The organism is Dyadobacter sp. SG02 (assembly GCF_900109045.1).
Lineage (GTDB): Bacteria > Bacteroidota > Bacteroidia > Cytophagales > Spirosomataceae > Dyadobacter.
This window is the reverse complement of record NZ_FNYL01000022.1, coordinates 64,755-79,846: the sequence shown is the minus strand read 5'-3', so window position 1 is coordinate 79,846 and position 15,092 is coordinate 64,755. Positions and strand designations below refer to the sequence as shown.

The window sequence follows — 15,092 nt, the reverse complement described above, 5'->3', positions numbered from 1 at the left end:
CTTTTTAAAAGATCAGTATGATTCCGATTCGTTCGGGAATGACCTGCCTTTTACGTCTGAAATATAATTGGTGATCGCGGTGGTCATCACGCCATTTAAATCGGCATAATGGCGTAAAAACCGCGGTTTGAATTCCTTGTTAATGCCCAGCAGGTCGTGAATTACCAGTACCTGCCCGTCGGCATGCGGCCCGGCACCGATTCCGATCGTCGGGATTTGAATGCTTTCCGAAACCTGTTTGGTCAACTTAGCGGGGATTTTTTCGAGTACTACCGAAAAGCAACCCACTTCTTCGAGCATTTTGGCATCCTCGATCAATTTCTGCGCTTCGCCCTCTTGTTTCGCACGGACGGTGTAAGTCCCGAATTTGTAAATAGACTGCGGTGTAAGCCCCAAATGCCCCATTACGGGCACGCCTGCGCTTAGTATGCGCGTGACCGAATCCTTGATTTCCAATCCGCCTTCGAGTTTCACGGCGTGTGCGCCGGATTCTTTCATAATGCGGATGGCCGAATTCAAAGCCTCGCGGGAATTGCCCTGGTAGGAACCGAAAGGTAAATCCACAACAACCAATGCACGTTTCACCGCCCGCACCACCGACGACGCATGGTAAATCATCTGATCGATCGTAATCGGCAGCGTTGTTTCATGGCCGGCCATAACATTGGAAGCGGAATCGCCCACCAGGATCAGCTCGACGCCGGCTGCATCCACGATCCCCGCCATGGAGTAGTCGTAGGCGGTAAGACAGGTAATTTTTTCGCCACGGTTCTTCATTTCCTGAATCACGTGGGTCGTAATTCGCTTAATATCAGCAGTATGTACAGACATGGTGGTTATCGGTAATGGTAATCGAAATTCGTAAATGGTACTTGGTGTGGTCGTGTGTGGTCAGGTATTGCCATTTGTGGGCAGGTATTGTCATGTGTGGTCAGGTATTGTCATTTGTGGTCAGGTTTTGTTGGGAGGAGGAGACTTGTGTTTACGATATCCCAAACTCTCTACTATAAATGACTATATCTGACAACCTCTGACTATTCTTGACATACCTCCACGTTTCTCATACATGGAGAGCGTGTTACCGGTTTAACAGCCAGTTTTCGGGGTTCAGTCGCGAGGTGTTTTTCCAGATCTGGAATTGCAATTCCGAGGTACCATCGCTGTCGGTGGCTACCCGGCCGATATTTTCACGTGCTTTCACCTTTTGCCCGGCGCGTACGGCTACCCCGGTCATTTTGGCGTAAATCGTCATATAATTTCCGTGCTGGATCGCCACTACGCTGCCCATTCCGGGCAGTTCGGTTACGTCGAGCACCGTCCCGTCATAGACAGACCTTACCGACTCCCCGGCGGTCGTTTGGATGTCGATTCCGAGGTTATCCACCATCACGCCCTTCAAAACCGCGTGCGGCCGCTGGCCGAAATGGCTGGAAACGAATCCTTTTACCGGCCACGGAAGGCGATTTTGCGAAGCCGTGAACGACGACGCCAGCGTGGTTTCTTCCTCGCTCATTCCGTTCGAAACTACGTGCTCCTCTTCCACTTCTTTCGGGGCCTCCACGGCAGCTTCTCCTTTTTTCTCCCGTTCGGCATTCTCCCGGGCTATTCTTTCGCGTTCCGCTTTCCGGCGCGCTTCGCGTTCCTCCCGCTCGCGACGCTCCCTTTCGAGGCGTTCCCGGCGCTCGCGTTCGGCGATGCGACGGATACTGGATTCCAAAAGGTCCGTAGCGCGTTTATTCTCGGCAATCTGCTTCCGCAGTTCCACTTCTTTCTGCGAGAGCTCCTGTATCACCTCGTTCTGCTTCACTTTCAGGCCTTCCAGCTTGGTATTTTCAGTAACCCGTGTGTCCAGGACATTCTTTTGCTGATTCTTTTTCGACGTAATGCGCTGGCGTTCCGCCATTACCTGCTTTTGCAAAACATCGATTTCCTTGGCGCGGCCCTGACGTGCCTCCGTATATTGTTTCAAATACTTATAGCGCAGCACAAACTGGTTGAAAGTTCCTGCCGAGAAAAGGAAAACAAGCTGATTGAAATAGGCGTTCCGTTTGGAAGCCTCGTAAATCATATGGCCGTACTCTTCTTTGAGCACCGCAAGGCTGCTATCCAGCGCCTGGCGTCGTTTTTCGAGCACTTTCAATTCGCGGTCGAGGATTTCGAGGTCGTCGGTCAGAAGGTCTATCTGCCTTTTGTAGGTATTAATCTGCTGGTTCAGTGCTTTGAGCTGCCCGAGGTTGACGTTCTTTTGGGAAGAAGTCTGTTTCAAAATGCTCTGGATCTCTCTGATTTTTCCCTGGTTTTCAGCCTTTTCGCGCTCCAATTGCTCGCGGGTCTTCTGCGCAAATGCACCTGCGCATGCGCAGAGCACGAATGTAAGCACTAACCAAAAACGACGGCTACCAGGGGTACGAAAGGGCATAATATTGATTCTTGCGGCCAAAAATACATCTCACGGCGGGCAAAGTTAAGCAGACTTTCTGTATTTTACCTTTTACGCTTGTAGCTCGAAGGAACATTAAACGGAAAACCGGGACTTTGGTTTACCAATTCCACCTTGCTGTGTTTGAGGCGCATGGTTGTTTCGCGTTTCTGCTGTTCTTTGGAAAGCACGTTCAGGTTGATGAGGCTCGTAAACGGGAATAGGAATTGGCCTACCTGCCTGAAATCCTCGTAATCCAGGGTAAAAGTGTTCTGCGTAGGCACTTCCGTTGCTTTCAGGCGCGAGAGTTTCTGGTTCTTTTCAGCGATGTAGTTGTCGACTTCCAGTCTGTCGACGGCCTGTTTAAGGATATAAAAGTCGTTTTCCTTCACAAAACGACCGTCTTCCTGCATTTCGAACGGCATATTACCGATGATCACCGATTGCAGGAGATCGAAATTGAGATCGAAATTGTATTGTTTGCTGAGCTGTTCGTAGTTAAAAACGAAATAATCGCGGTGGATTTTGTCCATAAAAACAATGGAATCCCGCGTGATAATGCCCCGTGCTACTTCCAGGCCGACGCCCGTTACCGACAGCCAGATAATGCTGTCCTTTTTCATGCGGATATTGACGTTCGTATTATCAAAATCCTGTTTGGCGCTTTTGAAGGAGAACTTGGATTTGGCCGTCAGATATTGAAAATCGACTTCGTTGACCTTCACGACCGGCATTGCCTCGCCCGCTTCGGGCACAACCGCTGCCGAGGCGGCCGTGGTATCTTTGACTATGGAGTCTTTGGCTTCCGGGCTCCTGGTAATCAGCGTTGTATCGATGTCCGGATTTTTAGAAACACTTTTGGAAGAACGCGGTTTATGACAAGCCGTGAACCATATCAGCGACATGGCTACCAGCCCAACCGTAATTTTACTGCTCATGTAATGCACCTGTTGCTATTTTTTTGTCAAGAAGTTCGGTGGTCTCTCCCATTCTCTTGGCTTTTTTCCATTGGGCCACCGCATTGTCCCGTTCACCTAGTTTGAACAGGACATCCCCATAATGCTCAACAATTGTGCCACTCACACTGCTGCTGTCAAGCATTGCCTTTTCGAGGAACTCCTTCGCTTTTTTGTAGTCCTTGCGAATATATAATACCCAGGCATAGGTATCGAGGTAAGTAGGGTTGTTTTGATGCTGCTGCACCAGTTTTTCCGACATTTTGAGTGCCAGATCCAGTTTTTCTTTTCTCAGCGAAAGAAAATAGCTGTAATTGTTCAAAACGTGATCGTTGTCCGGGTCGGCTTTCAATGCGAGCTCGTAGGCGGCGTCGGATTTGTCGTGTTCTCCGATTCCGTTGAATGCGTCGCCGAGCTGTGCGTGGATTAATGGCACCAACTGGGGATTTTCACCGATCATTTTCAGGCTTTCTTCCAGCGACGAACTGGCTTCCTTGTAGTTTTTCTTCATCAAATGCGCCGTTCCGTTGAAATACCAGAACGTGCCTTGGTTCGGGAACAACTCCAAAGCTTTCTCGGAATGTGCCAACATGCTGTCGGGCTGGTTGAGCTGCCCGTCGAGCTGCATAATCGCGCCCCAAACCTGGAAAACGTTGGGATCGGACGCTACGGCTTTCAGGTAAAGCTGCCGTGATTCGGCATATTTGCCCTGGCGGGTCAGCAAATCGGCGTAAATGACCGTCGCTTTCGCCTCGTTCGGGTGTGTTTCCGAAAGCTGGCGGGCCAGTTGAACAGCCTCATTCACCTCGTTTTCGGTTTTCAGCATTGTCAAATAGCCGGAAAGCACGCGGATTTTAGGATCCGCGTCGAGGTTGGGGTTGGCAAAAACCTGTTTCAGCTCCTGGTTGCATTTCTGCACGTCACCATTGCGGCGGTAAATATCAGCCAGCAGTACATGGGCCTGTGCTTCGTCCGGATTGATTTTCAATGCTTCTTCCAATGGCGCTACCGCTTCTACAATGCGGTCGTTAGCGATCAGCATTTCAGCCAGTTCCACGCGGTAACTCACCTCTCCGGGCTCGGCGGCGATCAGCTTTTTACCTTCTTCTAATGCTTTGTCAAGATTGTTCTGGCGGAGGTAAAGCTGCTGCTTCTGGTGTGTGATCTCTTCGGTCACACCCATTGATTTTTCCAGCTTGTTGTACGTCTCGATTGCCTTATCGAATTGATCGGCAAAAACGTAAACGGCTGCCATTTCTATTCCGTACTCGATATTTTCGGGGTTTTTGGCCACCAGGGTTTCGTAAATCTGGGCGGCTTCCGAGTATTTGCGGCGTTTCGCGTAAAGTTCCGCGAGTTGCTGCGAGTAAAAAATGTTCTCTTTGTCAAGATCATGCGCCTTTTTTGAAGCAGTGATCGCCTCGTCGTATTTTTCGAGCTTGATAAGCGCCGTAGCCACCAGGTAATGCGTGGTAGCATCCTGCGGACTGAGCAAGGCGAGCTTTTCAAATACCGGTAATGCACGGTCGGGTTCGTCCTTCATCATGAATTTCATTCCCTCGGCGGCCATCGACTCCCCTTCCAGCCTGGTCATGACGCCCTCTTCCTTTACTTCCTGTTTGTCACGATCTTTACGACGCTGCGCATGGGCCGGCGTCATCAGCCAGGAGGCCGATACGAGGCAAATAAGAAGGGTTATTTTCAAATATTCGGTCCTCATATTTTAATCGTGCGCCATCAGATCGTGGGACATGACCGGCTATTTCAGTGTAAATAACAAAGTTACCAAATTTGTGAGTATGGTCTGCCCAAATGTCTTTCCAAATAAGTATACTAACGTGGAAATATATATAATCTTATGCCGGAATAGCCCTTATCGCACCGAGTAGGCCGATTTTCCGAAACCAGGCAACCCGCCCGGGCTGAGCGCCTCGACGCGGATATCCGCCGGGCTTGTTGCATCGGAATGGTAATAGCTTACCCGGGCCTTGCCGTCGCTACCGGTTTTGAGCATAGGTGCCCAGAAAACCGTCGACCGGAAATCGGGGTTCGGTGCCGGCGGGCTGGCAGGGCCGTATTGGGGGGAATAAAACTCCCGCGGTATATGAAAACCGGCAATTTTGGTGACCAAAACACCCGGTACAATGTCCTGCGAATAGTCGTAATTCTCGTTTCCGCGCTTGGTAAGCACCGAAATAACCCCGTTTCCTCCCCTGCTGCCGTATATCGCCGCCGACGGCCCTTTCAATACGTCGATCGACTCTACATCGAATACGTTCAGCGAGGTGATCAGCGCCTTATCCACTGGCATACCATCCAGTACGAAAAGCGGCTCGCCCCTGTTGCCCCGGATCGATACCACCGCATTCATCCCCGAACCCATGATCGATACGCCGGCGACGCGCCCCTGGAGCATATCGAGGATGCTGGTATAGCCGGAGGCCATTTGAGGCGTCACTTTCAGGCTCGCGTCGGCTGAACTATAAAGTTTCCGGGAATCGCGGGGCACTTCTTTTTTTGCTTTGATCGTCACTTCCTTGAGAAGCCGCTCGCGGTTTTCGCGGATTTTTCTTGAAATCTCCTGGTCCTGTGCGGCATTTTTAAGGAAATCGGCGAGACGTTGCGCATCGACAGTCACCGGTTTGAAAGGAATTTTAACCATCGAAGCACGCGGCGCATCGAAAGGATTGAGCGCAAACGACAGGCTCTGGTTTCCTTTTTTATTCATTCCCTGAATGCGGAGTTGGAGGGAATCGCTGAAAGCCAGGTTATAAATGATGAAATGGCCATTTTCGTCCGTTTCCGAAGTCATAAAATTGCTGAGGCTGTCGTTGCTGAGGAAGAGCGATAATGCGGTTTTTTCGGTCAGCCTTTTATTGTTTCGCTTCGCGTCGCCTTCGAGGGTAATGCCTTGCTCGACATACCGTTTGATCGGTGGAATGGAGTCGCGTAGCACATCCTCCCATTTGAAGCGCGTCCAGCCGTGCGTCATCATCAGATAATCGAGATGGATTTTGCGGTCCGACCTTGCGGGGTCGAAATAGTAGGCGGGCTGTTCTATAATGCCTTTTAAATCAGAGGATAACAATAGGTATGAAACAATATTTTGTTCGAATGGCTGCTGCAAAATCTGGCCGGCATCGGTGACCGACAGGGAAAGATCGGCTGCCACGGGTTTGCCGGCAGAATCGGTCACGGCTATTTCCAAATCTACTTTTTCACGCGGCTTATATTCAGTTTTCGAAGGTTTGACATGCACATTCAGACTTCTGAAATGATTGATAAATACGAGTCGCTCGGAAACGGGTTTGCCTGTGTCGTCAAAAAGCGTAAGATGGGTAATGCCGTCAGGTAACTCCGCAGTCGGCAGTTGCATCATCAATCCGCGGCTGCCGATTTTTCCCTTCGCGACAAACGCGACGATGCCCCGCGCATGGCCTACGACATGAACAGGAATCTCCGTTTTTCCGGGGACTTTGGCATAAGCTATCACCCTCATTTTGAGCGGATTTGAAAGGTTGTCAACCACCATTGTAAATCCGGTGTCGTATACTTTCGGAAATGCAAACGGGGTCACATTGCCATTGCTTTCCTTCACAAATGCCCGGTAAGACTCCCCCGCTTTCGGCGCGAACTGGAACCTCCCCATTCCCAAATGTTCGCTTTTGAATGATGCCACGGTATCGCCGCTCTGGGCCAATACAAAGCCTGCCACGTCTTGTGCCAGTCCGGCTTCATTGACGGCCTTGAAAGCTACCCGTGTATTGATATCTGTTACCAGTTGTCCGCCTTCGGGAAAAAATTGCAGATCTATCTTGCCCGTTGTCGTGTTCGCGGATGTATTTTGTTCATAATTAAATACATACACATTTTTTTGGAAGAAAAAGTCCTCGGGCGCATTGCGCATCCAGTTGGTATACGCACGGATCGTGTACGCGCCGGGCGCAATCGAATCGGCGAGAACAATCTCGCCATGGCCAATGCCGCCGATCATTTGTACACGTTTTAAAATTGCATTCTTACCCGAACGCTGCTCGATGAGGTCGACGTAGAGGAGATTGCTGGCGCTATCGGCCAAATGCAGCGCTCCTTCGGTCAGGTATGCCTTGAACCAGAGCGTGTCGCCGGTCGCGTAATAGGGCTTATCGAGATGCAGGTAGGCTTTTTCTACCGGTATTGCGCCCCGATATTTGCTTAATTTATTGGAAATGAATTGAATAAAATCTTCTTCCGACCATTGGAATGCTGTAAAAGCCAGGGCAATGGCGGCAAGCAGTGCATAGTTGATGAAGTTCTTCTTCCACGGCATAGCATTGAGCAGATTTGTTATATATGCAATTTACCTAAAATAAACTTGCAAAGTAATTCTACTGATTCAGCTTGCGAACCAGCAAATAGACAGGGTAACTTATCACAAGGAACAGCAGTGCATACTGGCTGCTTGGCAGATCCTGCACAATGGCGCCGATCAGGAAGGCGATCGATAGGATGAGCATTAATACAGGCAGAAAAGGGTAGGCGGGGACCTTCCACGGCCGTGGCAAAAGAGGCTCTTTCTTCCGCAACGCTAACAGTGACGCAAATCCGGAAGTATAGCCCAGAACAAAAAAGAACGTTGCGATGTCAGACAATTTTTCGGTTGCATCTTTCCCTATGAGAATCAACGTGATAGCGACCGCCGAGGTAATGAGCATAGCCACTGCCGGCGTGCCTCCCTGGTTCACTGTAACGCCGGATTTGAGAAAGAGCCCGTCGCGACTCATCGAATAAAGCACTCTTGGATTGAACAAAAGCTGTGCATTGACAATGCCCAGAATTGAAATCATCAGGAACAGGGTTACAATCTTGCCGGAACCTGCGCCGAAAATCAACGTAATCGCGTCGGCAGCAGCCAGTTTCGATTGGGCGAGCCGGTCCATCGGCAGCACGTGAAGAATCGCCAGGTTGCAGAGCAGGTAAATCGCGATGATGACCAAAACACCCCCGATCATCGATTTGGGCAGGTTTTTGGAAGGATCGCGGTCTTCTTCGGAAAAGTAGGCCGCAGTATGCCAGCCGTCGTAAGTGTAAAATATGGCTTGCAGGGAGAAAACTACGGGTGCCAGCCAGGAACCGGTTTCGATGATTTTGCTGGTAGTGACCTGCGCCTCTTCCACAGTAACCTCATTTCCATACAAATAACAAACCGCTACGAATGCAAAGAGCCCGATGCCTTTCAGCAAGCTCATGATATTCTGAAAACTGCTCGCCAATGCCAGCCCGATCCAGTGAATCACCGTGAGTGCGAGCAGGATACCCGCGGCTACATAGGGTTCGTAACCCACCAGCGAGGGGATAAGCAGCGCGATATATTCACTCATCGTGTACACGCCAAAACCGAGCGCTGAACAGGTACCCAGCCAGCTGTTAATGCCGACCACAAATCCGGCATAGTTCCCGAACGCACGCTGCGCATACACGTACCACGCGCCCGCACGCGGGACAGAAGTGCCGAGTTCGATCGTACACAACGTGCCGAGGAATGCGTAAAGGCTTACTCCGATCCACAATGCCATGATCAGCCCCGGATCGCCGAGCTGTGCGGCGATAGGCCCGGGCTTCCGGAGAATGCCGGTCCCGATGGTGCCGCCGACGGTCACCGCGACGCCAAATCCGACGCCCAGGATCTTGAAAAGTTCATTTCGGGTAGATGGTTGCTGCATTGGGGGGAGTGAAAATGTGCTTTTCGAAAATAGGAAACTTTTTCTGAATGTAACTCCTATCTTCGTCATCAAATACACGCGTTCCGCCAATCTCAGTCGCACCGCCATGTTCAAGGCTAAGAACCTTTGGATCATTCATTTGCTGGGGTGGGTATTGTTCATGAGCCTCCCGCTCACGATCGTTTCCCGCGAGCCCAGTGCCGATTTTCCGGTGCAGGTGTTGCAATCGGGATGGTTCTGGCTGTTTTTTCTGGTATATGCGGTGTTGTTTTACGGCAATTTGCTGGTACTGATCCCTAAACTTTACCTGAAACAGCATTATGTGGCATACGGTGGAATATTCCTCTGCCTGCTGGTACTTATCTATTTTTCCAAACCTTTTGAGAGACTCATATTCAGCAAGTTCAGGCAGGAACAGGGTAGGGAAATAGGGCCTGAGCCGCCGCGCGACGGGTTTCGCGACGGTCGCCCGCCTGGCCCGCCTCCGGGTGGCGATGCCCGGCCGATGCCGAGACCGAACCGCGAAAGGGCCGTCGATTTCGTGAGTTTGACGCTTTTTATTGTCGTATGGGTGGTAGCGATGGCGGTCCGCATTTCACGGGAATGGCGGCAGTCGGAGCGGCGGGCTATCCTTTCCGAGGCGGAGAAGGCGCATGCCGAGCTCTCGTTTTTCAAGGCGCAGATCAATCCACATTTTCTTTTTAATACCCTTAATAACATTTATGCGCTCGCTGTGAGCAGCAGCGCGCATACCGCGCCGAGCATTCTCAAACTGTCGCAGATGATGCGGTACATTACCGAGGAGGCGACTGAAAATTACGTGCCGCTGGAAGACGAGCTCGCTTGTCTCGAAAACTATGTGGAACTACAAAAGTTGAGGTTAAATGCCAAAACCAGCCTGGATTTTGAGGTGAAAGGTCAGCCGGGAGGCATTAAAATAGCGCCGTTGATCCTGATGACTTTCGTGGAGAATGCATTCAAATATGGCGTAAGCAACCATCGCGAATCGGTAATATGCATTGCCGTGGAGTTACAGGAAGGCGATATTCAATTTTTTTGCCGGAACCGGATTATCGAGCGCAGTAAGGACGAGGAACGCACAGGTGTGGGGATTTTGAATACCCAAAAAAGGCTGGATCTGCTTTACAGCGGATCGTACGACCTCGATATCCGCAATGACGGGGAGTTTTTTACGGTGAATTTAAAACTTTCGGGAAGATGAAATGTGTGATCATCGACGACGAACCGCTCGCGCTGAGCGTTCTGGAAAAATACATTGCCGCATTTCCGGTGATCGAACTCGTCGGGGCGTTCGACGATGCGATCGAAGGCGGGCGGTTTCTGAAAACCCATGTGGTCGATTTGCTTTTCATCGACATTAATATGCCAGACTTATCGGGTTTGGAGCTGGTTGCCAGGCTGGAAATACGGCCTATGGTCATTTTTACGACTGCCTATAAGAAGTTTGCCTACGAAGGATTTGAGTTGGAAGCGGTGGATTATCTTTTGAAACCGATTACTATTGAGCGTTTTGAAAAGTCCGTGCAAAAGGCTGCGGAACGTTTTGCGCTGAAAAATCCGCGGGAAAAAGAGGAGTCTATCGTGGTCCGTTCGGAATACAAGGCGATCAAGATTGCATTGACTGATATTGCCTACATCGAGGGCATGGAGGATTATATTAAAATCCATTTGCTGAGCTCGCGGCATCCGGTGATGACGCTGATGTCGTTGAAAGGTATTCTTGAAATTTTGCCTGAAAGCGGGTTTAGCCGCATTCACCGAAGCTACATTGTTCCTACTATGCAAGTGAAATCCATTCAAAATAAGAAGGTTAAGCTCTTATCGAGTGTTGAATTGCCGGTAAGCGACAGTTATGTCGAGTTCATCGAAAAATGGAAGAACCAGCAAGCCTGATTTTTGAAATACGGCCGATTCACCGGTAAAATCGCGCCGTTGACCGACACATTGCACCTGTACCGCAACAATGGGGGAAGCCAATACGATAATGTATTTAAACTCACAGAACTGCTGCAAATATGGAACGCAAGGAATTTTTAAAAAGAGGGTTTTCGGCACTCGGCTTCGCCGCGATCATCCCGGTAATCAGCTGCTCGAACGATACCGTCGACCCCGTAGAAACGTCAACTGATACCTCCGGCTCCACGTCGGGATCTTGTACATTGACAGCCTCCGAAACCGAAGGCCCATTCCCGACCAAAACACCGGCCAGCCTGGTTTCCAACGACATTACTTCGGATCGCGCGGGAACAAAGCTGACGGTCAAGATCACGATTCAAAATAAAAATAACAGCTGTGAAGGCCTCGCAGGCGCATTGGTGGATATCTGGCATTGCGATGCGGCAGGTAATTATTCGGAATATGGCGGTACGGGAATGCAATCGACCAATTATACGAGCGTGCATTTTCTCCGCGGTAGGCAGACAACCGACGCCAATGGTCTCGTGACATTCACCAGCATTTACCCGGGCTGGTACTCGGGCCGCGCGCCGCATATTCACGTACATATATATAATGCGAGTGGGAAGTCGCTGTTGGTGACGCAAATCGCATTTCCGGAAGAGATCAGCAAGGTCGTGTACGCGCAGGGCGTCTACGCAAGCCACGGGCAAGCCGATACTACGAATGCGAGGGATAATGTCTTCGGTGACGGGGTAAGTACCGAAATGTCGACCGTGACGGGGAGTGCTTCGGCGGGTTATGGGTTGACGCATGCGATTGTAGTAAGTGCGTAGTTTGACCACCGACCGCTTACCACCGACTATGTAACCCCTAAAATTCCATCGTTATGCTTACCCAAACCGATGCCCAAATATACCTGGAAAGCCTGCGGGGGCAGTTTCAGACGGATCGCTTCCGGAGTTTCCGAACTTTCAATTTTGGAGAATACAGCGCGGCCGACCGGGAGCCGTTCGGGACGTTGGAAGTTTTGAACGATGAAACGCTTATGCCCGAATGCAGCTGCGAATTGCGGGTGGAAAAGTTCTCCCAGATTATCCTGCTGCCGATGGTAGGGGCTATCGAGGTGGAGGAAAAGGGTAGGGAACCCAAATTTGTCAATTCCGGCGAAGTGTTGTTTCTGCCTACATCTCCGGACAAGCATTATACCATTACCAACCCTTATCCCGATGAGGCGATCAACTATTTGCAGATCAGGGTCAATGATAGTCCGCTTTTAAGCACCCCGATGCCAACAGGCATAACCGTTCAGTTTGATTTAAGTGAAAAGAATGTCCTTCTCCCGGTCCGGGGCTACAACGGAAGCTCCGCCCATCTGTTTATCGGCCAATACGACGGCCGGGCAGAAGGCATTTTTAATAGCTGGAATGCGAGTCACAGCGCATTCATTTTCGTGATTGAGGGAGCATTTGAAGTGCAGAACCGGTTGCTGGAACGAAGGGATGGGCTGGCATTAGGCAATGCGGAAGCGATTGAGTTCGAGGCGTTGTCCAACGGGGCGATTGTGTTGGTGATTGATATTGCAGGTTAGGGCTGGTAAAATATGAAAATCAGCTCCTTGACTCGTTCGAAATGATCGTCGGTTGACAACAGTGGAACACCCAGGAAAATGGATGTGGCTGCAATAATTGCGTCCGGAAGTTTGAGATTGTATTGTCGTCGGACGTAGGTAGTTATTTCTTTAATTCCTTGATTGATGTCGATAATGTTGCATTCATCCAGAAACATTTCAACCCAGGATTCTTCTTCTATGGTTATGGCCTGATAGCCGAGCAATTCCAGTTCGCTAATAAAGGATACATATGCTTCCCGGTCTTGCAAAAGGGTACCCAGGCGATTATCGCCTTTGAACAGATTGATGGCAATATTTGTGTCAATCAGGATTTTCGTTCCACTCATTACGCATGCTTCTCTGGGCATCCAGAGCATTGTCGGTTAGTTTAATTACTCCTACAAATTTTCGAGCGTCGAGTTTTTTACTTTTGGAAGTCGATCCGGCAGCCGGAAAAACCTTTGACCGTGCGGCGGTTGGGAAAACGTCTTCAAGCATTTGCCCCTCTTTTAAAACAAATTTCATGATCCGTGGGCGATTAGTTTACAATTAAAGATAAACATAAAAATTCGAACGAATCTAGCCCAATGTACAAACGACGGAACTTGACTACCAACAGGTACAAAAGCAAAGCGCGGATGCCGTTTTCACAGCACCCGCGCTTTTGCATTAAATGTATATTCCTTAAAGAACTGCTTCGGCGAGAACCAATACTTTGTTGTTCAGCACTTCCACAACACCACCGTCGATGACGAAGTTTTGCTTTGCAGCGCCCGTATCGACTACCACATCACCTTTGCCCAGCGTGCTGACCAGCGGCGCGTGACGGTTCAGAACCTGAAACTGTCCTTCGGTACCCGGTAATGTAACGGCAGTTGCCTCGCCGGCAAATACCTTTTTATCTGGGGTAATGATTTCTAAATGCATGAGTCAAAAGTTTTTGCTTATCTGCTTGCTTCCGCCAGCATTTTTTCTCCTTTGGCCTGAGCGTCTTCGATGGTTCCAACGAGGTTGAAAGCCATTTCAGGAAGGTGGTCATACGCGCCATCCATGATCAGGTTGAAGCCTTTGATAGTGTCGTTGATATCCACCAATGTTCCTTTCAAACCTGTGAACTGCTCTGCAACGAAGAACGGCTGAGAAAGGAAACGCTCTACGCGACGTGCACGTGATACAACCAGTTTATCCTCTTCTGAAAGCTCTTCCATACCAAGGATCGCGATGATATCCTGCAATTCTTTGTAACGCTGAAGAATGTTTTTCACACGTTGTGCGCAGTCGTAGTGAGCTGCACCGAGTGTTTCTGCATTCAAAATACGCGAAGCGGAGTCAAGCGGGTCCACAGCAGGGTAGATACCTTTCTCGGATACTTTACGGCTCAATACGGTCGTAGCATCCAAGTGGGCAAATGTTGTTGCAGGCGCCGGGTCAGTCAAGTCATCCGCAGGTACGTAAACCGCCTGTACGGAAGTGATCGAACCGCGTTTCGTAGAGGTGATACGCTCCTGCATCTGGCCCATTTCGGTAGCAAGCGTAGGCTGGTAACCTACCGCAGATGGCATACGTCCCAAAAGCGCGGATACCTCAGAACCTGCCTGGGTGAAACGGAAAATGTTATCGATAAAGAAAAGGATATCGCGGCCCTGACCTTCGCCATCTCCGTCACGGAAATACTCAGCCATTGTAAGACCTGACAAAGCAACACGAGCACGTGCGCCAGGAGGTTCGTTCATCTGGCCGAACACGAATGTCGCCTGCGAATCTTTCAGTGTATTGTAGTCAACTTTGGAGATATCCCAGCCGCCTTCTTCCATGCTGTGCTTGAATTCCTCGCCGTATTTGATGATACCCGCTTCGATCATCTCACGCATCAGGTCATTACCTTCACGTGTACGCTCACCCACACCGGCGAATACCGAAAGACCGGCATACGCTTTCGCGATGTTGTTGATCAGCTCCTGGATCAATACGGTTTTACCTACACCCGCACCACCAAACAAACCGATCTTACCACCTTTTACATAGGGAGCAAGAAGGTCGATTACCTTGATACCTGTAAAAAGTACTTCGGTAGCAGTTGCCAGCTCTTCGAATTTCGGAGCTGCGCGGTGGATAGAGATACCGTTTGAAGAATCAAGGGGAGTAAGACCGTCGATCGCTTCACCGATTACGTTGAAGAGACGTCCTTTGATACCTTCGCCGATAGGCATTTTGATAGGTGCGCCAAGCGGCCTAACCTGCATGCCACGTTGCATACCTTCTGTACTATCCATCGCGATAGTACGGATACGGTCTTCACCAAGGTGCTGCTGGCACTCGAGAACTACTTTCTGACCATTTGGTTTGATGACTTCCAACGCATCAAGGATCGCGGGGATAGCACCGCTGTCCTCAAATGATACGTCTACAACCGGGCCAATTACCTGCGTAATTTTTCCTACGTTTGCTGCGTTTGCCATTATATAATTTTGATTATCTCGGATGAG

14 protein-coding genes are annotated in these 15,092 nt (G+C 50.0%); 4 read left to right on the top strand and 10 right to left on the bottom strand.

Annotated features, from left to right (window positions below; translation table 11 throughout):
* Positions 1-12: 12 nt before the first annotated feature.
* The 6 genes from panB to BMW93_RS33830 form a co-directional block, all read right to left on the bottom strand.
* A complete protein-coding gene (panB, locus tag BMW93_RS33855) occupies positions 13-831 on the bottom strand; it encodes a 3-methyl-2-oxobutanoate hydroxymethyltransferase (protein ID WP_090387051.1) in 819 nt (272 codons plus the stop codon).
* 247 nt (positions 832-1,078) lie between these two features.
* Positions 1,079-2,419 (bottom strand): murein hydrolase activator EnvC, encoded by a 1,341-nt coding sequence (locus tag BMW93_RS33850; protein ID WP_090387049.1) that lies wholly within the window; start codon positions 2,417-2,419, stop codon positions 1,079-1,081.
* Between the two features lie 65 nt (positions 2,420-2,484).
* On the bottom strand, positions 2,485-3,357 hold the full coding sequence (locus BMW93_RS33845) for a DUF4292 domain-containing protein (RefSeq protein WP_090387048.1): 873 nt from the start codon (positions 3,355-3,357) through the stop codon (positions 2,485-2,487).
* Positions 3,347-5,095, bottom strand: a complete 1,749-nt coding sequence (locus BMW93_RS33840; RefSeq protein ID WP_229241107.1) for a lipopolysaccharide assembly protein LapB — start codon at positions 5,093-5,095, stop codon at positions 3,347-3,349. Before BMW93_RS33840 ends, BMW93_RS33845 begins: the two co-directional genes overlap by 11 nt.
* A gap of 153 nt (positions 5,096-5,248) precedes the next feature.
* Positions 5,249-7,684, bottom strand: coding sequence for a TonB-dependent receptor plug domain-containing protein (locus BMW93_RS33835; RefSeq protein WP_090387046.1), 2,436 nt, complete (start codon positions 7,682-7,684; stop codon positions 5,249-5,251).
* Positions 7,685-7,742: 58 nt separating this feature from the next.
* On the bottom strand, positions 7,743-9,077 hold the full coding sequence (locus tag BMW93_RS33830) for an APC family permease (protein WP_090387044.1): 1,335 nt from the start codon (positions 9,075-9,077) through the stop codon (positions 7,743-7,745).
* Between BMW93_RS33830 and BMW93_RS33825 the strand changes: the two genes are divergently transcribed.
* The 4 genes from BMW93_RS33825 to BMW93_RS33810 all read left to right on the top strand — a co-directional run bounded on the left by BMW93_RS33825 (position 9,043) and on the right by BMW93_RS33810 (position 12,585).
* The gene (locus BMW93_RS33825) at positions 9,043-10,299 is read left to right on the top strand and encodes a sensor histidine kinase (RefSeq protein WP_177194277.1); all 1,257 of its coding nucleotides are present in this window, start codon (positions 9,043-9,045) and stop codon (positions 10,297-10,299) included. The genes BMW93_RS33830 and BMW93_RS33825 overlap by 35 nt on opposite strands.
* The gene (locus tag BMW93_RS33820) at positions 10,296-10,991 is read left to right on the top strand and encodes a LytTR family DNA-binding domain-containing protein (RefSeq protein ID WP_090387042.1); all 696 of its coding nucleotides are present in this window, start codon (positions 10,296-10,298) and stop codon (positions 10,989-10,991) included. The genes BMW93_RS33825 and BMW93_RS33820 overlap by 4 nt, the downstream gene beginning before the upstream one ends.
* 122 nt (positions 10,992-11,113) lie before the next feature.
* A complete protein-coding gene (locus tag BMW93_RS33815; protein WP_090387040.1) occupies positions 11,114-11,830 on the top strand; it encodes an intradiol ring-cleavage dioxygenase in 717 nt (238 codons plus the stop codon).
* A 53-nt stretch (positions 11,831-11,883) separates the two neighbouring features.
* Positions 11,884-12,585 (top strand): hypothetical protein, encoded by a 702-nt coding sequence (locus BMW93_RS33810; RefSeq protein WP_090387037.1) that lies wholly within the window; start codon positions 11,884-11,886, stop codon positions 12,583-12,585.
* Here BMW93_RS33810 and BMW93_RS33805 read toward each other — a convergent pair.
* From BMW93_RS33805 to atpD, 4 genes are all read right to left on the bottom strand, one after another.
* Positions 12,582-12,953, bottom strand: a complete 372-nt coding sequence (locus BMW93_RS33805; RefSeq protein ID WP_229241105.1) for a type II toxin-antitoxin system VapC family toxin — start codon at positions 12,951-12,953, stop codon at positions 12,582-12,584. The two genes, BMW93_RS33810 and BMW93_RS33805, sit on opposite strands and share 4 nt — an antisense overlap.
* Positions 12,928-13,131 (bottom strand): hypothetical protein, encoded by a 204-nt coding sequence (locus tag BMW93_RS35300; protein ID WP_143061776.1) that lies wholly within the window; start codon positions 13,129-13,131, stop codon positions 12,928-12,930. Before BMW93_RS35300 ends, BMW93_RS33805 begins: the two co-directional genes overlap by 26 nt.
* A gap of 159 nt (positions 13,132-13,290) precedes the next feature.
* A complete protein-coding gene (gene atpC, locus BMW93_RS33800) occupies positions 13,291-13,533 on the bottom strand; it encodes an ATP synthase F1 subunit epsilon (RefSeq protein WP_090387034.1) in 243 nt (80 codons plus the stop codon).
* A gap of 17 nt (positions 13,534-13,550) precedes the next feature.
* A complete protein-coding gene (atpD, locus tag BMW93_RS33795; protein ID WP_090387032.1) occupies positions 13,551-15,065 on the bottom strand; it encodes a F0F1 ATP synthase subunit beta in 1,515 nt (504 codons plus the stop codon).
* Positions 15,066-15,092 lie beyond the last annotated feature (27 nt).